A 25,355-nucleotide genomic window follows, 5' to 3' on the forward strand; every position below is an offset into this window, starting at 1 on the left:
ATAGAACCATTGAATTTCTAAGGATCAAGCCTTGATCATGTTTCATAAAATATTTTCATTAAAGTCCTTCATGATCGCGATTTTCGCCCTCTTCATGCTCACCGGGCAAATTATCCTAATCGATCAGACAGCCCAGGCAGATTCAAATACAGCGGTGGAGCCAAACGGATTAAATGGGCTATCCCCTGATGAAGTATCTATCGTACGACGCATAGAATCCTATCTGAATGATTTGAAATCCGTCTCAGCGCGCTTTATTCAAATTTCCAGTAATGGCAGCCTTGCAGAAGGAGACGTTAATATTCAACGGCCTGGCAAAATGCGTTTTGAGTATGACGAGCCAGTTCCAATTGTTATGATCGCAAACGGCGTTACTCTGCTCTATTTCGATAAAAAATTAAAGCAATCGACTTATCTACCCCTATGGAAAACGCCGCTATGGTTTTTGATTCGCGAAAAAGTCGAACTTCACAAAGACATTCAGATCCTTCGCGCACAAGAATCCGACAGCACAATTCAATTAGAAATAAGAGCCGAAGGTGAATCTGACGGCACCCAAATGACACTGCTATTCAGTGACAACCCGATTTCTCTGCGAAAGTGGGAAGTTATCGACGCTCAAGGCATTACAACACAGGTCTCACTTGTGAATCCTGTGTATGATGCATCAATAGACGAAACCGTCTTTACTACCGATGACCTCAATATGAAAAAGAAAGAAAATTGGGATTAATCTTTTCTCACCCTAAAAGGCTTAAAAAATAACTGAAGGAGCGATTTATCCATTGCTCCTTCAACGCCTATTTTCATATTCAAAGTTCTTTTTGTAGCGCTTCTAGAGCGGAAAACTTTATCCCAAAAACTAAAAATTGTGCCGTAATTACTGTCTGTATCACGACGAAGAGCATGATGATGCACCCAATGAATTTCTGGTGTCACGATGAACATGGACAAGGCTTTTTCGACCCCATGCGCTAATCGTAAGTTTGAATGATGAAAGATTGTTGCAATCAATAGAGTAGTTTCAAAAATTATAACGGATACCAGCGGGATATTAAAAAGAACAATAACGAGAACTCTCATCAAAGCAGATATTATCACTTCGCCAAAATGAAACCGAAGAGCCGACGTAGTATCCAAATTCATGTCCAGGTGGTGTATTTCGTGAAACCGCCAGAGGAAGGGAATTTCGTGGTTTATCCGGTGCCACCAATAAATCAGACAGTCTAACAAAATTATATCGGCTATAATTCCTACACCACCTGATAAGACATCTGGACGCCAACCGATCACATGTGTCGTGGCCCAAATAGTTAAAGGAATAACCACAATCGGAGAAAGAAGCAGGTTACAGCACCACAGACATATATTTCGCCGAACTCTTACGGGAAAGTATTTTTCAAGCCATTCGCTCTTGTCTACCAAAGAAGAAGCAGGGAAAATTCGCTCCAAGACAAATAGAGAAAGAAGCCAAGCAAAAACAACTACCCCTTTATAGGCCAATAGTACTTCCACAAAATTTCCCATCTATTACTGTATAACCATATGTTCACTATCCGGTATGTAGCTTTATTAGTTGCGCGTCTTGCCATGAACTAATCATCCCTAGCCACAGAATCATACTTGCACTCAATAGCGTAAACAGTACCATCACAAATCACTTTTTCCTGAAAACTTTTGATCTGATAATCTAGGGGCCAATCCAGTGTTACCACCAGTACTTCCAATCGTCGGTGTTTCAGCATGCCTGCATAAAGCCGAAACACCAAAATCCTATCATGCTGTTGATGATAAATATTTAAGGGCTGTTGCCTCATCATCGAACACAATGCCCCTCATTATTCCGGCCTTACCAGATCTATTAGATATCCCACGCCTTGTCTCGAAGCTTGATGGCATCATGCTGACTGGGAGCGCTAGTAACGTTCATCCTGAACGCTACAAAACGCCCCCCTCTGCCGAAGCAGAGCCTTATGATGAAATGCGTGATCAAACAACCTTCGCCTTGATAAGAGAGGCCATTAGTCAGGAAGTGCCTCTTCTTGCTATCTGCCGTGGATTTCAAGAACTTAATGTTGCCTTGGGTGGCAGTTTATTCCCACAGGTTAAAGACATAGCAGGACGCATGGATCATAGCAGTCCAGACACAAACGATATGGACATTGATTATGGGCCCAACCATTCTATCACCCTTAATCAACAAGGTCGGTTATATGAGATTCTTAAAAAAGATGATGCAGAAGTAAACTCTCTACATTATCAGGCCGTAAAAGATCTTGGTGAAGGGCTAATGGCAGATGCAATCGCAAAAGACGGCACGATAGAGGCCATTTCCATGCCCGATCAAAAATCTTTTGTTCTCGGGGTACAGTGGCATCCAGAATACAAAGCAATTGAGAATAGTACCTCTAAGGCCATCTTCAGCGCTTTTGGCAAGGCTGTAGCCAACAGAATGAATAAAACTTCCTCTTAAGCCACTGTCTTTTTCTTTGTACAAAAAATGACCCTTTCTGTGGAGTCTCTAATGACGGCCCATCAGAATCAAAAATTTTATAGAAAATTTAAGGATAATATTCCAAATCAATGCCATAAGTATGAATAAATTCCTGTAACTTAAATTTTATCCACAGGTTCATTGAAATCCCCACTAGATGGCTTATCTTATAATCACGTCGCCTCCTACCTCACTCCTGGCGACGTTAAAGGAACTGGAATCCCCCCTCTGGTTCCTTGAAACTCTGCGAAGAAGCGGGAACACCTGGTTATCCCCCCAATCAGGTGTTCCTTTCTTTTATTTTTGAAATCTATGTGATAGAATCATCAAATTATATCAATTGAGTTCTTGATTTCATAAATATCAGCCTCATTTCGCAGCAGAAATAAAAAACCATCTATTATTCCACATACGAAACAACTTCATATCGATAGTGGAATGAAATCATTTCGTATATGGAATAATTTTATGCCCCTACGTATTGCTACTTGGAACATCAATTCTGTCAGACAGCGTCTAGGTCATCTCAAAGACTTTACAGACAGTCACACCCCGGATGTTCTCTGCCTGCAAGAGACTAAGGTCCAAGATATCGAATTCCCATTATCTGATATAAAATCAATGGGTTATGAAGAGGTTTTTTTTCACGGGCAAAAAAGCTATAACGGTGTTGCAATCCTGTGTAAAAACAACGTAGAAAGCCACGAAAAAATCGTCTGGTGTGGGAAAGATGACCGAAGGCATATGTCGATTACATTAAAGAATGGCTTGGAAGTTCATAATTTTTATGTCCCATCAGGCGGTCCCATTCCGGATCCGGAACAAAATGACAAATTTGCCCATAAGATACAGTTCCTCAAAGAGATGTCCAAATGGGCTACGAAACCTGAAGTAAAAGAGAAAAAAATTGTCCTTGTCGGTGACCTTAACGTCGCCCCTTTGGAAAAGGATGTCTGGAACCACAAAAAGCTCCTTAAATCTGTAGGTCATACTCCTTTGGAAAGTGAACTTATGGCAAATCTCCGCAAATCAGGAGATTTAGTTGATGTTGGGCGCCATTTTATACCCGATGACCAACCGCTCTATAGTTGGTGGGGTTATCGATACAAGCCTTCCTTTGAGAAAGATTACGGGTGGCGACTGGATCACATACTCACAACTCAAAGCTTGAAGACTTCCTTGAAGGACTTTGAAGTTGTCCGACATACCCGCGGCTGGGAAAAACCTTCGGATCACGTCCCAAATGTCGTGGATATCGATATTTAATTAATTCTAGCTACATTAATTCTAGCTACTAGGATTTGCTTACCCCTGACTTTGTTTGCCGCACAAAGCGGTCTCTAATCCGCTTTTTCGGCCAACGCATTACGAGCTTCGGTCAATTGGCTGGTAGTATGATCAATACGATGCGCAAGTACACGCATGACCTCAACACCCATTTCCGGAAAATCCATTACCATATTAAAGAAAAGCTCTTTGGTAATTTTCAAGGTAATCAGTTCTGACTTGGCCTTAATCGTTGCTGTCCTGGGCACATCACAAAGAATAGCGATCTCACCGACAAAATCATTTTTTCCAAAAGATGCGACAACAAGTGGACCGTCATCAGTATCAACAATGACATCAGCTTCCCCTTCAATAAAGATATAAGCTGCATCCCCTGCATCCCCCTGATGGAAGAGCTCTTTTCCTTCTTTAAATGTCAGGCGTTCACTGGCAAAGGCCATAAGCTTCAGCCGGGAAGGGTCAATGTTCGCGAAAAGCGGTATATTTTTTAACGCTTCAACTTCTTGTTCAATCGACATCTACTCTGGTTCCCTACCTACTCTGTTTCTCTTTAGCTTCGTATCCCGGTAACTTATTTGATGATGTTATTCGTCATCAATAAGACTTTTCAAGACCTTACCATCTTTGTTGAGTTCGTCGAAGCTACCACTTTCGACAACCTTCCCATTCTGCATGACAATCACATATTCAAAATGTTGAGATAAACTTGCCCTTTGTAATGTCCAGCAGATACCACGATCTTCCTGAGCTTCCATGATAGATGGCACCAGCCTGTTCTGGCTCTGAGAATCCATAACGGCTGCTGCTTCATTCAAAATAAGGAGATCCGGTTTTTTGATCAATGAGCGTGCCAAAGCCAGTTTTTGCCGCTGAACACTACTCAAGCGATTTCCGGCAATACCAACATTAAATTCAAGCCCGACTTCAATAACTTCAGACCTTAGCCCCAGATCATCAAGAAGCTCTGTCATAACTCTCCCGATTGTTGCACCAGCTTCGGCACGGCCATAGGCCAAACGACCAAACAGGATATTATCCTGAATACTTGCAGCGGAATTGTATGAATCAGGATCGTAGAATTCAACGGCATCTGGATCACGACTTTCCAATTTGTCTGCAAAAATTTGTCGGGCTTTTAAAATTTTTGCTTCGACATCCTCAGTTACCAACCCCAAACGATGACGTGCCTCTACATAATCAAAAGGCAAATACATCAGGGCTTCCTGATCAGAGCCCGATATCTCTGAAAAACTACTTTTATCCGCTCGTTTTACTATTTTATCGAACTCAGGCAGATCATCAGCAGAGATAAAGCTGAACTGTTCAAAAAACTGATGAGACGGCGGAAGACCCATAAATAGTTCAACCATGGTACGGGCAATAGAAAGGCCCATATTATAAATACTATCTTTTAGGCCCGCTTCTTCGACAGATTCACGTAAAACTGGCATGGTCAGAAGGTTATTTCCCGCATACTGCTTTTTACGGGGAGTACCAAACAAGAGGTTTTCGCGTAATGTCGCATTTTTATTATATTTTTCCGGATCAAAGGCGATAACGAGATCTTCATCCCCTGTCGACTTCAAATGTTCCTTTAGCGCAATTCTTGCCCCGAGAATACTTTCTGCGATATCCGGCCTATTTTCACAGTCAACTATCCCGCTTAACCCAAAAAGATACACATCTTCTTCGAAATCAACCGCGCGTAAAATTTCTGTCACACGCGGAACCAGTTCTGCCGGATCGTTTATTCCGGCAGAGCTAAAATCTATCCATTCACCATTTGGATTAAGCGCAATATTACCTGTTCGAAGTGCTTCTTGCTTTTCACGCTGGTATTCAACCTCTGAATTAGGAAGCAAGGATGTGTCCTTAATCATCCAGTTCCGCAATCCATAGAAAAGATTATCCATCACCGACAAAGGAAAGAGATAAGCCTCTGAGCTTACATAGGAAATTCTGCGTCCGGTTATAGCCGAAGGCAATTGCACCATTGGCTTGCCCCCTATTTTCATCGATCCAGAAGATGATTTAACCAGATTAGCCAAAAGCAACCCTAAATATTCCTTACCGCTGCTGGCATTACCAACAACAGCAATTTTTTTATTCACACCAACCGTGAAGTTAATACCTTCCAGAAGTTTATTCTCGTTTTCATCAACAAGACCAAGATTACTGACAACAATGTCACCTTCCAATGGCGGGCTATGTTTTTCTTCAAGCCGTTGCATTTCAGAATCAATCATACCATTCGGCTGGAATTGTTCAGCAACCTGTTCATATTTAATCTGAACATCATTACGTTGTTGGTCCCAATTAATGAGATCCTTGATCGGCGGGGGCAGATCTTTGTAGGCCGCAAGTACAGCGACAAGGGTACCAATTTCAAACTGCCCGGTAATAACCAGATACCCACCGCCAAGATAGAAAATAAACGGTGTTATTTGGGCAAGTAAGTTATTCAAAAATTTAACAAAAAACTTTCGTTGATAAATTTCATATCTAATTTTGAAAATCTTACCAAGTCTGCTGGATATCTCTGCACGTTCATAGTTGCTGGTATCATGAGACTGGATTTCAACAGCTCCTTCGACCAGCTCACTCACACGTCCGGCAAGGGCCCGCGCTGTCATTTGGCGTTGGCGCCCAAGATCAAGAATACGTCTGCGAAGCTTGGGGATTAAAAAAGCCTGTACCAGAACGATACTCATCGCAACAATGCCCAACCAAACATTCTGGACCATGATAAAGATGAGCGCAGTCAAGGCTTGGCCACCCAAGAAGAAGGGTGTGACGATTGCATCGCCGATAAAGCCTCCCAAGGGTTCCACTTCATCTTTGAGCATCGTCGCAATTTCTGCCTGCTTCACGCGGCGACTATGCATAACAGGAAAACGAAGAATACGGTCGGTAAGCTCAAAACGTAATCTGCGGAGCATCCGCTCGCCCAGTTGGCCTTTTAAAGTATTGATAACAAACTTAAAAAGTCCATTAACCAAAACGAGACAGAGAAATGAAAAACACAGTGCAAACAGTAAAGAGATTTGTGTTAAATCAAAGCCTTCAATGAGAATGATTGGATGTCCAAATATTTCCTCACCAAAAGGAAGTTCAAACCGCATAAAAGACAACGTTGAATTAATGTCAGCGAAGTTTTGAGAGTCGACGGCGCGGTTTATAATACTTTTTGGTAAATCTAATGATAGAAAGTAAAAGGGCATTGATGCCAGTACAAGGAACAGAATTTTAATCTGGTCCGTTTTACTGTGCTTCCATATATACTTAAAAAGTCGTTGCTCCATTGCGCCCTAAATCCCCCGCACCCGGCCTTAAAAGTTTAAATTGTAATCAATATATCTATATTTCAACAAGTTACACGATAAAGCCAAACTTTTATTGAGTAAACAGCCAACAAATTTTAACCCTTTATAAAACTCAGCCTATCCGAAGAACTAACAGAGGTAAACTCGAAGGGAATAAACACATTGTTATTCGATGTGTAACGCTTAAATAACAGCTTTATGGTAACTTAATGTAACCATAAACACAGGATATTATAATACAGCTTCAAATAGAAAAAAATTTTAGAGCACATAGCTACACTAAATTCATTCAATTTTTATCAAAAAAAAATCGACAAAACATTCTGAACACATATTCTTTCTTGGGTCCTAGGAACGAATTGTGGCATAGTCCCGACATTATCGAGGGGAGCAATACCATTACACAAGACAGTAAACACATTGTTGATGATCAAAAAAGTACCCGTGTTCTTATTTACAGTCACGATAGCTTTGGTCTGGGGCATTTGCGGCGCTGTCGGGAAATTGCTCATACACTGGTAGAAGAGCATAAAAACTTATCTGTTTTGATTCTATCAGGTTCGCCAATCATTGGGTCCTTTGGCTTTAAATCTCGCGTTGATTTCGTCCGTATCCCAGGCGTCATCAAACTGAGGAATGGTGACTATACCTCGCTCAACCTACACATTGATATTGAACAGACCCTGAGCATAAGGTCGTCAATTATCAAACATACCGCTGAGTTTTATGATCCCGACCTTTTCATTGTAGATAAAGAACCCTTGGGATTACGGGGTGAAGTAGAAGACACGCTCCGCTTGCTAAAAAGCAGAGGCACCCCCTGTGTCCTCGGCCTCAGAGACGTCATGGATGATCCGGATCTTCTCTCAAGTGAGTGGGAGCGTAAAAACACACTACCCGCTTTGTCAGAATACTATGATGACATTTGGGTCTATGGCCTTCCTCAAATTTGTGATCCGTTAGATGGCATCGACTTACCGCCATCAGTTCAGAGGAAAATGACCTATACAGGCTATCTACGCCGCACAGGAGGCAGCGATGTTCCTATGCCTGTACTCGAAAAAGTTGACGAAGAAACACCTTATCTTCTTGTCACTGTCGGTGGTGGCGGAGACGGCGAAGAGATAATTGATTGGGTTCTTTCTGCCTATGAAAGCGATCCTGACCTTCCTTATCCAGCTCTGTTTGCACTCGGTCCCTTTATGAATAGCGACCTTCAGCATGATTTTCAGGTCCGTGCCAGCAAATTGCCCAATGTTGAAGCCATAACCTTTAATGCCCAATTCGAAAGCCTAGTCGATAGAGCGATCGGTATTGTTGGTATGGGGGGATACAATACCTTTTGTGAAATCCTTTCCTACGATAAACGAGCCCTTATCGTACCAAGAACTGTCCCCAGAATGGAACAGTACATTCGGGCCAGTCGTGCGCAGGAACTCGGCTTGGTTTGTATGCTGGAAAATGATGGCAAACGCGATCCACAAAAAATGGCAACAGCACTAAGAAATTTGCCTCAACAAAACCTGCCATCTGATGTCGTTGTACCAGGATTGCTTGATGGACAGAAAAACGTCATCAAACTTGCCGATAACTGCTTCAAGGCAAAGCTTTCAAAATTTGGCATAATCGACAAACTATCAAAGACAAATTAACCCCACCTGCTCGATCGTGCTAATCGTCAAATTACTTTTGTCGAAAAGCAGGCGGCAAGCAAAAGAGCTATAATCCGACGGTATGAAAAAAATAACCGTAATCCTAAAAGGTTACCCACGCCTTTCAGAGACATTTATCGCACAGGAACTTCTTGCGCTAGAACAACGCGGGCTGGACCTGTCATTAGTCTCACTTCGCCACCCAACAGATACGTCCACACACCCCATTCATCAGGAAATCAAAGCACCTGTCAGCTATCTGCCAGAATATATCTATCAAGAGCCCTTCCGGGTTTTGAAAAGCTGGTGGAATGTCCGAAAGCTAGCTGGGTACAAAAAAGCATTTTCCCTGTTCATCAAGGACTTAAAACGTGACCGAACCCCAAATCGGATAAGACGTTTTGCTCAGGCCTGTGTTCTTGCTGCTGAATTGCCAGAGAATGTCGATTGGCTCTATGCGCACTTTTTACATACTCCGTCTTCAGTCACACGCTATGCGTCTTTTATCCGGAATATCCCGTGGTGTGGATCGGCCCATGCCAAGGATATCTGGACATCGCCAGAGTGGGAACTACGGGAAAAACTAGCCGATATCAAATGGCTAGCGACCTGTACGCAGTTTAACGTGGATTATTTAAAAGGCTTAACCACAGATAAGAACTGTGTAGACCTAGTCTACCACGGTCTTGACTTTGATCGTTTTGATAAAACGGCGAATAACCATTCCCAGAATGACGGAAGCTCAGAAGATAAAAGCGTCACCCTGATATCCGTCGGCCGTGCGGTCGCCAAAAAGGGGTATGACGATCTACTAAAAGCCCTTTCCTCTTTGCCGATCACACTGCATTGGCATTTTATTCATATTGGAGGCGGAACATTAAGCAAGGATTTGAAAAATCAGGCTGAATCACTTGGTATTAGCAATAAGATCACTTGGATGGGCGCTCAACCTCAAGAAATTGTTCTGGAACAATACCGAAAAGCAGATCTTTTTATTTTGGCATCCAGAATCACAGAAGACGGGGATCGTGATGGCATGCCAAATGTACTTATGGAAGCACAAAGTCAAGCTCTGGCCTGCCTTTCAACCAATATATCTGCTATACCTGAGCTTATTGTTAACAATGAGACAGGTATATTGGTTTCACCAGAAAACCCTGATGCTTTAGGTACTGCCCTTAAAAAGCTCATACAAGATCCCATCCTCAGGGAAACTTTGGGACAAGCCGGAGCAAAACGCGTAAGAGGTGAGTTCTCCATGAAACAAGGCATAGATCAGCTTTTCAACCGGTTCACAGGGCAATAGTCAGGCGATAGAAATGCGGATCGCTTTTTACGCCCCCCTAAAATCACCCCGCCACCCTACGCCATCTGGCGACCGTCACGTCGCCAGATTACTTATACAAGCCCTAGAAGCCCAAGGACACGACGTCCACATCGCCTCTCACCTGCGCAGTAGAGACGCAACTGGTGACAAAACCCGTCAGGCCAGATTGAAAAAAATTGGCGAAAAACTTGCCGCAAGATACATAAAAAAGATCCAAAACAAACCAAAAGACCAGCGTCCAGATGTTTGGATTACATACCATCTCTATTATAAAGCGCCGGACTGGATCGGGCCGCTTGTATGTAACGCGCTCAATATTCCCTACATTGCCATCGAAGCATCAATTGCAAACAAAAGAGCAAATGGCCCCTGGGATTTAAGTCATCAGGCCGTCGTCTCAGCCGTTGATCAAGCCGATTGCGTTATAAGTCTTAATCCACATGATACACACTGCCTGCCAGACACAGTAAGAAACTGGTCGCTGCCACCCTTTATTGTTCCCGAGCCCATTATTGAAAAGCGCAAAAACTGGTCGCAGTGTCGTAAAGCTATTGCAGAAAAATATGATCTAGATCCACACAAACAGTGGTTATTGGCAATTGCCATGATGCGCCCCGGGGACAAGCTGGAATCATACAGAGTGCTCTCAAAAGCCTTGCGCGGTCTGCCAGACTTACCCTGGCAACTAATCATCGTTGGTGATGGACAAGCCAGACCAGACGTGGAATCAAGTTTTGTATGGGTCCCAAAAACCAAAATTACTTATACGGGCCAGCTTAATTCAGATGAACTGGCATCACTTATACCAGCGTGTGATATCTATACCTGGCCCGCAGTTAACGAGGCCTATGGCCTCGCTTTTCTAGAGGCCCAAGCTGGTGGACTGCCTGTTATCGCAGGAAAAACAGGCGGTGTTCCCGCAGTTGTCGCAGATGGCGAAACCGGCCTTCTAACAGCACCCGGAGACCCCGTAGCCTTTGCCGCTGCGCTTAGAAGTTTGTTGACTGCCCCCGTTCGTCGTCGGGATATGGGAAAGGCGGCAGCAGAAAAAGTAGAGGCGATGCATAGCCTTGTAACAGCCGGACAACGCTTGGATGCAATCCTTTCAGCATCCAGAAAAGGCTATATTGAACCGGGATTACCACTATTCGATTATACCAAGAGAAATAAAACGCTATAATAATGATATCTGAAGCCACAAGATCTAAAACCAAGAATCCTGAGAAACCTCAAGAGAAACGTATAGACGTTCTCTTTTATGTCCAACATCTTCTCGGTATCGGACATCAAAAACGGGCAGCAACACTCACCCGGGCAATGAATAAAGCTGGCCTATCCGTTGCGTTTGTTTCCGGAGGAATGGAAGTCCCCGGACTGGATACTGGCAGCGCAAAGCTTTATCAACTGGACCCTGTTCGTGCTGACGGTATCTTGTTCACAAAGTTATTGGATAAAAACGACCAGCCGATAGATAAGGCCTTTAAAGCTAAAAGGGCACAGGAACTTGTTGAGATCTATCACAAAACAAAACCACGGCTCGTCCTGTTGGAAATGTTCCCCTTTGGCCGTAGGCAAATGCGCTTTGAACTCATTCCTCTTCTTGAAGCCGCTCAAACATCTGAATTTTCCAGTAAAATAATCTCATCCGTTCGAGATATTCTGGTCAAAGCGCCAAAAGCGGAACGTATAACTGAAATGCTTTCTTGGGTAGATACCCATTTTGATCACGTATTAATTCATGGTGATCAAAATCTTATTCCCTTTGATAAAACCTTTCATCCAGCGCGCCATATCGCCGACAAAATCCTTTATAGTGGCTATGTTGTCGATGAAAAGGTTGACGGTACGCCACATCCGACAGACGGCATTGATGAAGTTTTGGTTTCGACCGGGGGCGGTGCCGTCAGTGAACGGCTGATTGAAGCAGCATTAAGTGCGAGAAAACTGAGTGTATTAAAAGAAAAACGATGGCGCATTCTTATTGGCCATAGCCTGCCAGAAGAATTGTTCGAAAAATACAGAATACAATCAGATAACAACTTGATTGTTGAGCGTTCAAGGCCGGATTTCACCTCTCTTTTGGCAAACTGTGCATTATCCATAAGCCAAGGTGGTTACAACACCGTTATGGAGGTTATTCGTGCCGGATGTCCCCGTGTCATTGTTCCCTATTCCGGTGGACTAGAAACTGAACAAACCCTCAGAGCCAAGCTGTTATCTGAACAAAATGCCCTCACCTATGTGGATGAAGAAAACCTGACAGCAGAAAAACTCGCCACAGCCATAGAGAAAACATTACTAAACAAGCAAAAGCCCCCATCCAGCTTAAATACAAATGGCGCTGAAAACACGGCGACAATCCTTTCAGATATCCTAGAAATAAACCCCTACGAAAGTTTCTGAAGAATGACTGACATATTAATGTTCAGGCATGGGCCAACCGTTTGGAATGCTGAAAAAAGAATGCAGGGCTGGTCTGATATTTCCCTGTCTGAACAGGGCATAAAAACAGTTCGAAAATGGCACCTGCCAAATGAGTGGATAGAGGTGCCTTGGTACGTCAGCCCACTGCAACGCGCACAACAAACCGCTGAACTGTTAGGACAAGAGAAATTTGAGATCGAGCCTTTGCTGATCGAAATGTCCTGGGGAATTTGGGAGGGAGAAAGATTACCAGAGTTAAGGGAAAGGCTGGGGCCAGAAATGGAAGAAATGGAAGCGCTTGGACTGGATCTTTGCCCCCCCGACGGTGAAAGCCCAAGAGATGTCCAGAAACGCCTAAAACCTTTTCTAAATCGAATAGCCAAATCAAACCAATCAATTGTTGCTGTGGCTCACAAAGGTATCCTAAGGGCGCTTTATGCCGACGCAACAAACTGGGATATGCGCGTTAAGCCAAATGAAAAGATAAGAGATAACTGCGCTCACCTTTTTCAGGTTTCCCCAACAGGTGAAATCAGTGTAAAAACAATGAATATCAGCTTGTTACAATCTACTGAGTTTTTTCCGCGCCCCCTGCAACATACCAAATAAAAACGCCCTTTCATCCTAAAGAAGCCCACAAATGACAACCCCAAAAGATACAGTTAACGTTTTTATCTATGTTCAGCATCTTCTGGGTATTGGACACCTCAGACGTGCATCATTACTTGCAAAAGAGTTGGACAAAGCCGGAATGTCGGTTCTATTTGCGTCTGGTGGCCGTCCCGTTTCATTTCTTGATATCGGTAACGCCAAGCTCTTTCAACTTCCCGCCCTTCATGCTGCCGATAACAGTTTTAAGATTCTAAAAGATTCTGAAGGAACAATCGTCGACGACACGTGGAAAGAACACCGCAAAAAACTTCTCTTATCAACTTTTCGTAAGACTAAGCCTGACGTCCTCTTGATCGAAATGTTTCCCTTTGGCAGACGCCAAATGCGTTTTGAACTGGACCCCTTGATTGCTTTGGCCAAATCGATGGACATTCCAGTTATCAGTTCTATACGGGATATTCTCACAACCCATAAAACGCCGGGCAAAAGCGAATGGATTATTGAGCGGGTTCAAAAAGATATTGATCATGTTCTGGTTCATGGCGATCCAGATTTTATTCCCCTTGAAGATAGCTTTCCGCTTGCTGCGAAAGTTAAAGAAAAAATCGTCTATACTGGCTACGTCGTTGAGCGTAATGCCCAAAATCAAAACCCCAACTCACCAGAGGATAGAAAGGGTGTACTGGTTTCTGCAGGCGGGGGTGCCGTAGCCCTACCCTTGGCTGAGACGGTCATTAAAGCCAAGGATCTTTCCACTTTAAATAATGTCCCCTGGCGATTGCTTCTAGGTAACAACCTGCCTGATCAAGAGTTCAACAACATCGTCAAACATGCGCCTGATGGTTTAATTGTCGAACGAAACCGCCCGGACTTTTGCACACTTCTATCCCAAGCTCAGCTTTCAATCAGTCAGGCTGGATATAATACCATTATGGAAACTCTTATGACCGAGACACCAGCGATTGTCGTTCCCTTTTCGGCAGAGGGTCAAAGCGAACAGACCGACCGTGCACAGAAACTAGCAAAAGCAGGCGTGCTATCGCTACTATCAGAAGCAGACCTAACCCCGGAAAATTTGGCAAAAAAAATAGATGACGCTGTTCATAAGTCCGTGTCTCCAAAATCCGGGTCCAAAAAGCCTGAGTCAAAAGTGAAAATAGATGTACACGGCACAGACAAAACAACGCTGTTTATCAAAGAGCTAATTGAGAAAAGACGCAAAAAGAAAGACATACAGTGCCCCAAATAACTCCACAAAGTTTCAAATATCCCCTTTTTGATATTTATCTTGATTATCTGAAAACAGCTTTTGGCTTATCAATTGGTCTCGGCGGACTGGTTTTCGGTCTGAACAACACTTTTTCCCAAATCTGTTTTAGCGCCATCCTCATTATCTTTATTATCTTCGGATTCCATTCACTACGACGCCACAGAACACGTGTAACCCTCGACAACCAGCAGATTGAAATAACAGACTTCAAACAACGAAAAATTCTATTCAAAGATATACAAAACATAGAGTTACGCTATTACGGGCGCCCTGTGAAAGATAAAGAAAACGACCAGAAACCCAAAGGCGTTCTGCACCTCGTCTTAAAGAACGAAGAACAAAAACTCACATTTGATTCCAACTTGTATGGTTTCAGGTACCTTATCTGGGCAACCATACTATTTGCGAAAGAGTACAACCTGCCGCTTGACCCAAGCACCATTGGCAATATGCTAGATATCGGACTTGATCCAGAAGGTAGCAGTGAAATGCCAGATCCGAAAATGTCAGGAATTTAAAAAGATATTAAGACGATCAAGCCAACAGGGTTTAACAACGAGGCCAGTATATAATCGTGAACGATCTTCTACAGGTCAAAGACCTCCGTGTCGCATTCAAGCTTCCAGAGGGAACTTTGAACGCCGTCAAAGGTGTATCCTTTCATATCCCGCGTGGGAAAACTGTCTCTCTGGTTGGTGAATCTGGATCAGGAAAATCAGTTGTCAGTCAGGCAATTATGGGAATTTTACCCAACGTTGCCGAGATTGCAGGGGGTGAAATTCTTTTTTCAGATCCCAAGAAACATGGTGAAATTCTAGATCTGGCGAGAATCCGACCCGACAGCAAACAGATGAGACAAATCCGCGGTGGCCGGATATCTATGGTTTTTCAGGAACCCATGACTTCGCTGTCACCAGTGCATACGATTGGTAGCCAAATCTGTGAAGCCCTAGAGTTGCACCGTGACATTTCCGCGAAACAAGCACTGGAACTTGCAACCGACATGTTACGGATGGTCGGGTTTCCCGATCCCGTCAGAGCAATGCGCACCTATCCATTTGAACTTTCAGGTGGATTGCGGCAGCGTGCCGTCATTGCCATGGCTTTAGTGTGCCGCCCAGCCCTTTTGATCGCCGACGAACCCACAACGGCCCTCGACGTAACCATTCAGGCGCAAATTTTAAAGTTAATCAAAGATTTGCAGAGCGAACTGGATATGTCCGTTCTCATGATTACCCACGACCTTGGCGTGGTTGCTAACATGGCAGATGAAGTCGTGGTCATGTACCATGGCGAGGTTATGGAAAGCGGCACACTGGAAGATATTTTCAGAAAAGCCGAGCACCCATATCTCAAAGCTTTGCTTCACGCAGTCCCCCGTTTTGATATGAAACCGGATGAACGGCTAAAACCAATTCGTGAAATTGAACATCATCCTGATAACCCTATTCTAAAAGCAAAGCGGCAAAGACGGGAAATCAATGAAAATGATCCCCCCTTGCTTGAGGTAAACAATATCTCGAAATCTTTTTCGATCCGAAAAGGTGGATTTTTCTCGCAAAAATCATCAGAAAAGGCATTGGCTGTTGATGATATCAGCTTTTTTGTCAACCGCGGGGAATGCCTTGGCCTTGTGGGAGAGAGCGGCTGCGGGAAAACCACGCTGTCAAAAATTATCATGCGTGCCCTGAAGCCTGATCAGGGATCAATTATTTTCAGGGATCAAGAAAATAACCCAACAGATGTTCTAACGCTTGAGAAAAAAGACCTCTTTAAATTTCGTGAACGTGTTCAGTTCATGTTCCAAGATCCCTATAGTTCACTTAACCCGCGCATGACCGTCCAAGAGTTAATTGGTGAACCCTTACTGATACACGGTATGAAAGATGCCAAAGAGCGACGAAGGTACGTTGAAAGCCTGATGGATGTCGTTGGATTGGCACCAATGCATATAAATCGCTATCCGCATTCATTTTCAGGGGGACAGCGTCAACGTATCGGGATTGCAAGGGCACTAGCACTACAACCCGACCTTTTGATCTGTGACGAGCCTGTATCGGCGTTAGATGTTTCTATTCAAGCACAGGTTCTTAACCTTCTGAAGGACTTAAAAGCGGCTTTAGGGCTGACCTATATCTTTATCAGTCATAATCTGGCCGTGATAGATTACATTGCAGACCGAATTATCGTCATGTGCAGAGGACGATTGGTAGAAACCGCCCCAAAAGAATTACTCTTTAAAAATCCTGTTCATCCCTATACCCGCGCGTTGGTATCTGCAGTCCCAGACCCCGACCTAGACCGTCCGCTTGATTTAAAAGATTTACTGGAAGGAAAAGCCTCTGTGCCGGAAAACTGGCCAGCGCCTTTTACCGTAAGTAATCAACACGATATGGTCATGGTTGATTTAGGTGGCGGTCACTATGTGCGCGTCCACAAAGGCACTGATAGCGATGCCATTCCTCAAACAGATATGAGGGAGCACGCATAATGTTGAGCTATATCGTTAATCGTATTTTGGCCATGGTGCCAACACTACTTATTATTTCAGCTATCATCTTTACCCTGATTCAACTGCCGCCCGGTGATTATCTGGAAACACAGATTGCCGAAATGCAGGCACAAGGCGAGAACGTTGACCAAGAAAAAATCGATTACCTCCGTACCGAATATGGGTTGGACAAACCCATGTACGAACAATATTTCGACTGGGTTTTTGGGCTTTTACAAGGCGACCTTGGTTATTCATTCGAACATGAACTACCCGTAACAGAAGTTATTGGTGATCGCATAACCCTAACCATTGTGCTCGCTCTTGCTGCAACACTCTTTACCTATGTGCTTTCATTCCCCATCGGCATCTATACCGCGGTAAAACAATACTCTGTCGGTGATTATGTTTTCAGTTTTGTCGGCTTCATAGGTTTGGCGACTCCTAACTTTTTATTGGCTTTGGTCCTGCTATATTTTGCCAATGTCTGGTTTGGAACTTCAATTGGGGGCCTAATGGATGACGAATTTATCGGCAAACCCTGGAGCATGGATAAAGCACTATCCGTTTTAGAACATCTTTGGGTTCCCGTCGTAGTAATCGGGACTTCCGGTACCGCTGGTATGATCAGACGGCTACGCGCGAACATGCTGGATGAACTATCCAAACAGTATGTCATTACAGCCAAAGCCAAAGGCCAGACACCCCTCAAAATCCTGTTGAAATACCCCCTTCGATTGGCAATAAATCCCTTTATTGCTGATATTGGGTCTATTCTTCCCGATCTACTATCCGGCTCTGTTCTGGTCGCTGTGGTCATGGGGTTAGAGACAACAGGCCCAATGCTTGTTGACTCCCTTTTAAGTCAGGATATGTATCTTGCAGGATCGTTCCTTATCATCGAAGCATCTTTGGTCGTTATTGGAGTCTTCATTTCAGATCTGATTCTTGCCGCGATCGACCCAAGAATCCGTCTGGGCGGGGGAGCTGAAAAATGAGTCAAAAAACAACAGATAACCAGCTCTCGAACCAAGCTACTGAACACTACGTCAATCCCGCGCCTTTCGACCCTTATTCAGTTACGAAGCTAACCCCACAACAGGAACGCTATTTCACCGCATCGCAATGGCAAATTATGTGGTGGAAGTTCAAAAAGCATAAACTAGCCGTTTATTCCGGCATTATCCTGTTGTGTATGTACACTGTTGCCATTCTGGCAGAGTTGGTTGCCCCCTATAACTTACACAACCGCGAAACCAAGTTTATTTACGCCCCACCACAGGCCATTCACTTTTTCCATGAAGACGAGTTTATAGGTCCGTTTGTCTATGGCTTTGACTACAACCTCAATATGGAAAACTTGAAACGGGAATATACGCCGGATACATCAGATGTTCAGAAGCTAAACTTCTTTTGCCGAAGTGATCAGGAATATGATTACCTTGGACTCGTCAGTGGTGACTTCCATTTCGTCTGTCCAGCAGAAAACGGAACTCTTTTCATCTGGGGAACCGACCGTTTAGGGCGTGATGTATTTAGCCGTATCATTTACGGCTCTAGAATTTCACTCACCATTGGTTTGATTGGCGTTGCTATCAGCTTTGTGCTCGGCACCTTCTTTGGCGGGTTGGCAGGATATTTTGGCGGATTGGTCGATAATTTCGTTCTGAGAGCCATTGAGATCCTCAAGTCTTTCCCAAGCTTACCACTTTTTATGACCCTTTCGGCTCTCTTGCCTGTTACTTGGAGTCCTCTCGGTGTTTTCTTTGGGATATCAATTATTCAGGGTTTTCTAGACTGGCCAGGGTTAGCCCGTGCGGTCAGATCAAAACTGTTGAGCTTGCGAGAAGAAGACTTCACCACTGCGGCCCAGTTGATGGGGGCTTCACATGCAAGGGTTATCGGAAAACACCTTTTGCCTTCGTTCAGTAGTCATCTTATTGCCTCTGCGACCCTTGCTATTCCCATGATGATACTGGGTGAAACCAGTCTGTCTTTTCTGGGGTTAGGATTAAGAGCCCCTATCACATCATGGGGCGTGTTGCTTAACGAAGCCCAGAATATAAGCGCCGTGGTTCTATACCCATGGCTGCTCTTACCAGTACAACCCGTCGTGCTGGTCGTACTTTGCTATAACTTTTTAGGTGACGGGCTACGTGATGCCGCGGACCCCTATAAATAATACTTTAATATGCGGTGAGAAGTTAAAACTTCTCACCGCATATTAATTCGCAATAACCACAAGATCCATTGCTTCAGAAATCCCCATAACTTGGCTTTTTTCAATTACTTTTGGTTCCAATAAAGGCTGATAACCCTGTTCAAGGGCTATTTTATAAGTGGTATAGTCTGAGATTGCGCGCGCACCGACGTCCTTGTTGTGCTTTTCAAGTTTAGCTGACAGATTTACAGCATCACCAATTACCGTGTATTCCAACCGCGTATCATCTCCCACAGCACCAAAAAGAACAGGTCCAACAGCAATTGAACCATTAACAAGCGGTGCTTCTTCACCATCATCCCTTTGCCATACCGCTGTTACATCCATGAGTTCATCCATAGCCCTTAAAGCGTCGGCCGCATAGGTTTCCGAAGGGAGTGAAGCACCAAAGGTAGCCATGATACCGTCCCCCATGAATTTATCAATTGATCCACCGTGCTTCTGGATAATCGGCACACAAAGCTGCTGATATTCAGCCAATGTACCCATCACAACCTCGGCAGATTCAACCGCAGCTAACTTTGTAAACCCCCGCATATCCAAGTTCATAATCGCCGCTTCGCGTCTTTCGGCGCTCCCCACCATTATTTTATCTTTTGAATGGGCAATTTTTTTAGCAACTTCTGGGGAAAAGAAACGCGACAGTTCTTGGGCAGCCTGTCGCTCGGACACAGAATTAATCAATAAAGCGCGGGCGCGAACCAAGGCAACAGCAAGTATAAGGGTAACAACAAGGATAGAGATTATCTTGTCAAATTCGGCCCCAAGAAGAATAGAGTTTGAGGTCATGTAATGCACATAATCCCGCGTGATCATGCTGTCCATGGTATCAACCGAGACAACATACATGATCATTATACCCCAGCCCAAAGCCGCAAATAGCCCGGCAATGACAACGAATTTGGCTTCAAACCTCAGAGCTCTGATCGCGATGAAGATAAAAACATAAAGAAGAGTTGGGACTTTTAAATAGAAACTTGGGGGCTGGTTGTACTGAATATGAAAGCTCCAGATCAGTACCATCAATAGCGTCATATCAAACAGCGCAGAAACCGCTAATGACCAATCAGGTAAATGGAATTTATAAGCCCAGACAATCCGAATAAGTGTCAAAACCAGATAAATACTCAAGGCCCAAGGAACAGGAGCAAAGGTTACATCTTCATTAAAGGTTTTTGGTGAAATAAGATAAAGTGACCCAAAAATACTAACGACGCCCAGCTGAATCCAGCCAATTAATCGTTCGGTTTTATCTTCTTGTTCATGAATGGCTTTTAATACCCGCGCTGGCAGAGCTGTTTCGTTAACCGAGCTAAACCACTTCATATCTATAATCCTGAAATTTTAGGGTACCTGCCTATGACATCTGTCTGAGATTTGTCATGCAATACACTTAAATTAAGCTTTTGCTGTTCTTATTCTATAGAAACTTTGATCAAGCCATAGTCAGAATTACGTGATCCAAAGAAAACTAATTACAAGCTAAGAACCAGTCCTTCTTTTGCAAACAACGTTCCCGGCCGTAATTTCTCTGCCTTCTCGGCTTCAACATCTAAGAAGTCATCGTTATGGCAAGGATCGTGATGAAAGGCGATAAGCTGCTTAACGTCTGCCTGTTCACAGAGTCGAACCCCTTCTTGCCAAGTTGAATGTCCCCAGTCTTTAAACTTCGGATATTCTTCGTCTGTATAGCTGCTATCATAAACCATACAGTCAGCGCCTTGGACAAGTTCCAGAATCTGACGATCTGGTACTCCCGGGTTATGCTCCGTATCAGTAATATAACAAAAAGACTTACCTTGATATTCCAAGCGATACCCCGTAGCTCCATTCGGATGATTTAAAGGTGTCGTGCGAACCTTTAACCCGGGATACGGCTCGAGCGTTTCACCGCTGTGAAAATCATGGAAGGTCACATTCGCTGAAAATATTTTGGGTGGTACGGGAAACAACGGTTCCGCCATATACCGGCACAAAATTTCATGAAGATTGCTTTTTTGCTCTAATAAATGCCCCGCCCACAACCGCACTTTATTTTTGGGGTAAAAGTTCGGACCAAAAAATGGCATACCCATAATATGATCGTGATGCGTATGTGAGAAAAAGATATCAATTTGCTGTTTGTCGCTTGCCGAGCAAATATTTTGCCCCAAAGATCTGATGCCCGTGCCAGCATCGAATATAAAATGGTGATCTCCACAGCGAACCTCTACACATGACGTATTCCCGCCGTAACGCCTGTGGCTATTTTCCGGGCAGGGTATAGAGCCTCTTACCCCCCAGAATTTCACTGTAAAATCACTCGTTACCGACACGTTTAATCTCCCGGCTACTACATAGCCAAATGCAAAATTCACAGATCCTTTGCCAAGATACCCTTAAGGCACCAAACGATAACCACCAGGCTCTGTTACTAATAACTTTGCATTCGATGGGTCGATTTCAATCTTTTGTCGTAATCTATAGACATGCGTTTCAAGCGTATGCGTGGTTACACCAGCGTTATAACCCCAAACTTCATTGAGAAGAGTATCCCGACCAACCACCTGAGATCCTTTACGATACAAATACTTAAGGATAGATGTTTCTTTTTCTGTCAGGCGGATTTTCTTTTGTGTTTCACCTTCAATAAGAATTTTTCCACTGGGTTGAAAAGTATAGGGCCCGATCGTAAAAACGGCATCTTCGCTCTGTTCATGTTGGCGAAGCTGAGCACGCAATCGCGCCAGAAGTACCCCCAAACGAAACGGTTTTGTAATATAATCGTTCGCGCCCGCGTCCAGACCGAGAATAGTATCTGCATCTGATTCAGCAGCTGTTAACATTATGATAGGACTTTTAACCCCTGCGCGTCGCATAAGACGGCAAACTTCACGCCCGTCCATGTCGGGAAGACCAACGTCCAGCAGAATAGCATCATAGTAATCATCTTTGGCCTTTTCCAAGCCTTCCATACCATTTACAGCTTCCGTTGTTTCAAACTCTTCATGTAGATGCAGTTGTTCTCTTAATGACGAACGCAGCGCGTCATCATCATCAACAAGCAATATTCTACGGCCGTTTGAAGTCGTCATCCCATAGGCCCCTTATCTATTTTCCCTGTTTAAATCACAGTGTTCATGTCACAATTTTTATTTCTCTGCCGGATTTACTATCCAATTGTATTATTTCTGCGACTATCAAGTAACCCGCTTTTATCCAAAAATTACACCCATTTAGATAACACTCGCACTAACCACATTCAAGCTCACCCGCGAAATCTGTACACCAGAGTATCCCGGCATTAACGATAAAGGTGGCTATAAACAAATAAAGTTACACTTTAGCTATCAAAATTATAGATCTAATTTAATTTCAAGCTTGTCTATATCGAGATTTTCAACAGAAACTACAAATAGCAGTTGGTAAACAATACGTGTGCGCCATAGATATAATTAACCTGATATAAATCGATGTACCATCCACAGTTTACTATAAATGCAAAAAAAGAACTGGAAATGCAGAAAATGAACTGGTTCAAGTACCCCTTAACACCCAATAAATGTTAAGGATTGTCGCAAACTCCTTATTCACACTTCGTATTTTCACACTTTCAATTCGTGCTACTTTGCTATAAGTGACCATTGGCTTTTAGACATTTATCTGGAATGTCAGGATAGTGTTCCCTAAATAAGGAGCGGATCACTGTTCTTTGGTGATATACATTACCAAAAGCTGTGATTACCGAATGCAACCAAGCCGGACGAAAGAACAGATCACGTGCCAGCGCTAGAAGAAAATGCCGCAAGGATCCTCCCTGCTGTTGAGCGAGCGATTGCAGAATTGCGTCGAGGAGCAGCTGTTATTGTACAGCGCCCCGATGGACAGTCTGCATTAATACAGGCATCCGAAACTTCATCAGACGAAAGCCTGAACAAACTTCGCTATATCAGCAATGCAGAACCTTGCCTTCTTTTAACCGCACGCCGCGCAGCAGCCATCGGGATCACGGAAGCAGAACCCCTTATCAATACCACAGAAGTCATCGCCTTTGCGCTGGACGGGATGTCACCAGAAGCCGCATCCTACCTGGCTGATCCTGTACACGATCCTCTGGGGATTAATCTACGGCATGATAATTTTCTGACCACCGAAGTCCCCGAAATATTGGCCCGAAATGCTGTGCTGTTGACAAAACTGGCCTGCCTGCTTCCAGCTGCGCTTTTTGTAAATTTACCAGACGGTAAAGACACAGAGCTTGCAAAAACACATAACCTTCTCGTCGTTTCGGCAAGTGATATTGCAAGCTATCGCAGTACGGCCGCTTATAGTCTAAAAAAAGTAGCATCTGCTCAGGTTCCTCTTGAAATGGCCGAAAAGACAACCGTTGTCGCATTTCGTCCAAAGGACGGAGGCACTGAACATCTTGCCCTTGTTATTGGTGACCCCAATCCAAATCAACCAACGCTAATACGCCTGCACTCTGAATGCTTTACGGGTGACCTTCTTGGTAGTTTACGGTGTGATTGCGGCGACCAACTTCGCGGCGCGATAAAGCTTATGGAAGAACAGGGTGGTGGTGTTCTCCTTTATCTTTCACAAGAAGGTCGGGGCATCGGCCTGATGAACAAACTTCGGGCTTATGAATTACAAGATAGAGGCGCTGATACATCAGATGCCAATGAACTTGTCGGCTTTGACCCTGATGAACGGATTTATATTCCCGCTGCTGAAATGCTGCGTCAATTGGGATATAACGAAGTTAGACTTCTGACAAACAATCCTGAAAAAGCCAGTTCTTTGATTGAATGTGGTATAGAAGTTATAGAAATGGTTCCACATCATTTCCCTTCAAACGGGCACAATGAGTTTTATCTAAAAACCAAAGCAACACGCTTTGGGCACAAGCTCTAAAACAATCTTTAAAAGCAATGCCTTTGGGAATATATAAGCTGATATGGGCAAGCTTTGCCTTATTACAGGAAAAGTATTCCGGTCTATATTAGAATTAATAGGAAAAATCCCCATATAGGACACTATAAATTGGCCCAATCATTGCATTGATACACTTGAATTAACGATCAGGTGTTATCAGGCTTATGTTGGATCAGCTCTATTCTCAACAAGTTATTCAAAAAGGACAAATCCGTCCTGCCATTCATAATGGGCACAATAATACGGATTCGAGATCAGAAAACGCTTCTCTTGCCACAACTTCAACACCTTTGGCGCAACCTCAAAATGCACAAATAAATAAAGCGCCTTTATCCCATAAACCTACACAAGAAAATCAGTTTAAAAATGAACTAGTCAAAACAAGCACAACGGATCCAAGCAAGAAGTCCACGATAGAAGCCGCTATAGAACAGCAAAATTCATCTCAGGAAGAACAAAGTTTCGGCTTCTTTGATTTTCTCGATGTTATAAATCCTCTGCAACATATTCCTGTAATTTCAACATTATACAGAGAAATCACCGGCGATGAAATTCAACCAACTGCCCGGGTCGTTGGGGGGATGATTTATGGCGGACCTTCCGGTTTTATTTCCGCCATCGCAAACTCAATTTCAGAAGAAACAACAGGTAAAGATATAGGCGAAAACATTCTGGAAGCCTTTCTTGGGCCCGATGAAGAAGAAATCCCTGTACAGGTTGCAGCAGCCGAATCCACTGCCGAGAATACATCACCACCCATTTTTTCTCAGCTGGCCCCAGTGATACCCCCCGCACCAAGCCAACAGCCACAGCAGATCAGTAATGCAGTAACGCACACCAATGGCCCCGGCTCAACAACGTCTCCTCTCGAAGGAAAGGCCGCCCTAGCAGCTCTTTACGACGATATGACGGCTGCTAAAGCAACAGCTGCTGCACAACCAGTTCCAGCATCATCAAACCTGCCCTCTAATTCACCCTTAACTTTACAGCAAGCGAACCCGGCACCTATATCACCATCCAGACACGGTAAATGGTTCCCTCTATCTGGTGGTAATGTGCTTATTGCACAGGCATCATATTCCCCTCAGCCCACACCTGTAAAAACTGAGACACCCCAAGTATCCATCCCAACAACCGCTTCCATCACAGAAAACGTTCCATCAGCTCAGGAAACTATTGCTGCCATTGAAAGTGATTTCGCACAAAATATGTTAAACGGGTTGGATAAATATCGAGAGCTAAAAAGCAATAACTGAAGCCTCGACAATCCAGACTGAATATGTATGTTTGGCCCAAATTATATTTCCAGCTTACGTTTAAAGACTGATCTCGGGTGAAGA

At 43.9% G+C, this 25,355-nt stretch carries 21 protein-coding genes; 15 read left to right on the forward strand and 6 right to left on the reverse strand.

The genetic code is table 11. The annotated features are described in order from the left end of the window. Positions 1 to 37: 37 nt before the first annotated feature. Positions 38 to 733: a LolA family protein gene (locus ACN0W5_RS00245; protein WP_417452286.1), complete on the forward strand. Its 696-nt coding sequence runs from the start codon at positions 38 to 40 to the stop codon at positions 731 to 733. Here ACN0W5_RS00245 and ACN0W5_RS00250 read toward each other — a convergent pair. After that, positions 730 to 1,515, reverse strand: a complete 786-nt coding sequence (locus ACN0W5_RS00250; protein ID WP_417452287.1) for a sterol desaturase family protein — start codon at positions 1,513 to 1,515, stop codon at positions 730 to 732. The two genes, ACN0W5_RS00245 and ACN0W5_RS00250, sit on opposite strands and share 4 nt — an antisense overlap. Positions 1,516 to 1,705: 190 nt before the next feature. Between ACN0W5_RS00250 and ACN0W5_RS00255 the strand changes: the two genes are divergently transcribed. Together ACN0W5_RS00255 and xth are read left to right on the forward strand one after the other, a co-directional pair. Further along, on the forward strand, positions 1,706 to 2,473 hold the full coding sequence (locus tag ACN0W5_RS00255; RefSeq protein ID WP_417452288.1) for a gamma-glutamyl-gamma-aminobutyrate hydrolase family protein: 768 nt from the start codon (positions 1,706 to 1,708) through the stop codon (positions 2,471 to 2,473). A 489-nt stretch (positions 2,474 to 2,962) separates the two neighbouring features. Beyond that, complete coding sequence (xth, locus tag ACN0W5_RS00260; protein ID WP_417452289.1) at positions 2,963 to 3,760, forward strand: exodeoxyribonuclease III; 798 nt, start codon at positions 2,963 to 2,965, stop codon at positions 3,758 to 3,760. A gap of 74 nt (positions 3,761 to 3,834) precedes the next feature. On the opposite strand, the gene ACN0W5_RS00265 is transcribed toward xth, so the two are convergent. Together ACN0W5_RS00265 and ACN0W5_RS00270 are read right to left on the reverse strand one after the other, a co-directional pair. Then, positions 3,835 to 4,299 carry a cyclic nucleotide-binding domain-containing protein gene (locus ACN0W5_RS00265; protein ID WP_417452290.1) on the reverse strand — a complete coding sequence of 155 codons (465 nt, stop codon included), beginning with the start codon at positions 4,297 to 4,299 and terminating at the stop codon, positions 3,835 to 3,837. 66 nt (positions 4,300 to 4,365) lie between these two features. After that, complete coding sequence (locus ACN0W5_RS00270; protein ID WP_417452291.1) at positions 4,366 to 6,903, reverse strand: ATP-binding cassette domain-containing protein; 2,538 nt, start codon at positions 6,901 to 6,903, stop codon at positions 4,366 to 4,368. Between the two features lie 560 nt (positions 6,904 to 7,463). Here ACN0W5_RS00270 and ACN0W5_RS00275 point away from each other — a divergent pair. The 10 genes from ACN0W5_RS00275 to ACN0W5_RS00320 all read left to right on the forward strand — a co-directional run bounded on the left by ACN0W5_RS00275 (position 7,464) and on the right by ACN0W5_RS00320 (position 19,062). After that, complete coding sequence (locus ACN0W5_RS00275) at positions 7,464 to 8,756, forward strand: glycosyltransferase family protein (RefSeq protein WP_417452292.1); 1,293 nt, start codon at positions 7,464 to 7,466, stop codon at positions 8,754 to 8,756. An 82-nt stretch (positions 8,757 to 8,838) separates the two neighbouring features. Next, positions 8,839 to 10,062, forward strand: coding sequence for a glycosyltransferase family 4 protein (locus tag ACN0W5_RS00280; RefSeq protein ID WP_417452293.1), 1,224 nt, complete (start codon positions 8,839 to 8,841; stop codon positions 10,060 to 10,062). 13 nt (positions 10,063 to 10,075) lie between these two features. Then, the gene (locus tag ACN0W5_RS00285) at positions 10,076 to 11,263 is read left to right on the forward strand and encodes a glycosyltransferase family 4 protein (RefSeq protein ID WP_417452294.1); all 1,188 of its coding nucleotides are present in this window, start codon (positions 10,076 to 10,078) and stop codon (positions 11,261 to 11,263) included. A 2-nt stretch (positions 11,264 to 11,265) separates the two neighbouring features. Next, a complete protein-coding gene (locus ACN0W5_RS00290) occupies positions 11,266 to 12,486 on the forward strand; it encodes a glycosyltransferase family protein (RefSeq protein ID WP_417452295.1) in 1,221 nt (406 codons plus the stop codon). 3 nt (positions 12,487 to 12,489) lie between these two features. After that, positions 12,490 to 13,116 carry a histidine phosphatase family protein gene (locus tag ACN0W5_RS00295; RefSeq protein WP_417452296.1) on the forward strand — a complete coding sequence of 209 codons (627 nt, stop codon included), beginning with the start codon at positions 12,490 to 12,492 and terminating at the stop codon, positions 13,114 to 13,116. 31 nt (positions 13,117 to 13,147) lie between these two features. Then, on the forward strand, positions 13,148 to 14,368 hold the full coding sequence (locus ACN0W5_RS00300) for a glycosyltransferase family protein (protein WP_417452297.1): 1,221 nt from the start codon (positions 13,148 to 13,150) through the stop codon (positions 14,366 to 14,368). After that, positions 14,356 to 14,907: a hypothetical protein gene (locus tag ACN0W5_RS00305; RefSeq protein ID WP_417452298.1), complete on the forward strand. Its 552-nt coding sequence runs from the start codon at positions 14,356 to 14,358 to the stop codon at positions 14,905 to 14,907. Before ACN0W5_RS00300 ends, ACN0W5_RS00305 begins: the two co-directional genes overlap by 13 nt. A gap of 56 nt (positions 14,908 to 14,963) precedes the next feature. Then, positions 14,964 to 16,880: an ABC transporter ATP-binding protein gene (locus ACN0W5_RS00310; protein WP_417452299.1), complete on the forward strand. Its 1,917-nt coding sequence runs from the start codon at positions 14,964 to 14,966 to the stop codon at positions 16,878 to 16,880. Continuing rightward, positions 16,880 to 17,878 (forward strand): ABC transporter permease, encoded by a 999-nt coding sequence (locus ACN0W5_RS00315; protein ID WP_417452300.1) that lies wholly within the window; start codon positions 16,880 to 16,882, stop codon positions 17,876 to 17,878. The genes ACN0W5_RS00310 and ACN0W5_RS00315 overlap by 1 nt, the downstream gene beginning before the upstream one ends. Further along, positions 17,875 to 19,062 (forward strand): ABC transporter permease, encoded by a 1,188-nt coding sequence (locus tag ACN0W5_RS00320; protein WP_417452301.1) that lies wholly within the window; start codon positions 17,875 to 17,877, stop codon positions 19,060 to 19,062. The genes ACN0W5_RS00315 and ACN0W5_RS00320 overlap by 4 nt, the downstream gene beginning before the upstream one ends. Before the next feature lie 42 nt (positions 19,063 to 19,104). Here ACN0W5_RS00320 and ACN0W5_RS00325 read toward each other — a convergent pair whose 3' ends face one another. The 3 genes from ACN0W5_RS00325 to ACN0W5_RS00335 form a co-directional block, all read right to left on the reverse strand. Further along, on the reverse strand, positions 19,105 to 20,427 hold the full coding sequence (locus ACN0W5_RS00325; protein ID WP_417452302.1) for an adenylate/guanylate cyclase domain-containing protein: 1,323 nt from the start codon (positions 20,425 to 20,427) through the stop codon (positions 19,105 to 19,107). Positions 20,428 to 20,576: 149 nt separating this feature from the next. Further along, positions 20,577 to 21,416 carry an MBL fold metallo-hydrolase gene (locus ACN0W5_RS00330; protein ID WP_417452303.1) on the reverse strand — a complete coding sequence of 280 codons (840 nt, stop codon included), beginning with the start codon at positions 21,414 to 21,416 and terminating at the stop codon, positions 20,577 to 20,579. A 63-nt stretch (positions 21,417 to 21,479) separates the two neighbouring features. Next, a complete protein-coding gene (locus tag ACN0W5_RS00335) occupies positions 21,480 to 22,175 on the reverse strand; it encodes a response regulator transcription factor (RefSeq protein WP_299381062.1) in 696 nt (231 codons plus the stop codon). A 685-nt stretch (positions 22,176 to 22,860) separates the two neighbouring features. Between ACN0W5_RS00335 and ribA the strand changes: the two genes are divergently transcribed. Both ribA and ACN0W5_RS00345 read left to right on the forward strand, forming a co-directional pair. After that, positions 22,861 to 23,994 carry a GTP cyclohydrolase II gene (ribA, locus tag ACN0W5_RS00340; RefSeq protein WP_417452304.1) on the forward strand — a complete coding sequence of 378 codons (1,134 nt, stop codon included), beginning with the start codon at positions 22,861 to 22,863 and terminating at the stop codon, positions 23,992 to 23,994. Positions 23,995 to 24,179: 185 nt separating this feature from the next. After that, positions 24,180 to 25,271 (forward strand): hypothetical protein, encoded by a 1,092-nt coding sequence (locus ACN0W5_RS00345; RefSeq protein WP_417452305.1) that lies wholly within the window; start codon positions 24,180 to 24,182, stop codon positions 25,269 to 25,271. Positions 25,272 to 25,355: the final 84 nt, after the last annotated feature.

Source organism: Kiloniella sp., from assembly GCF_048270245.1.
Taxonomy (GTDB): Bacteria; Pseudomonadota; Alphaproteobacteria; order Kiloniellales; family Kiloniellaceae; genus Kiloniella.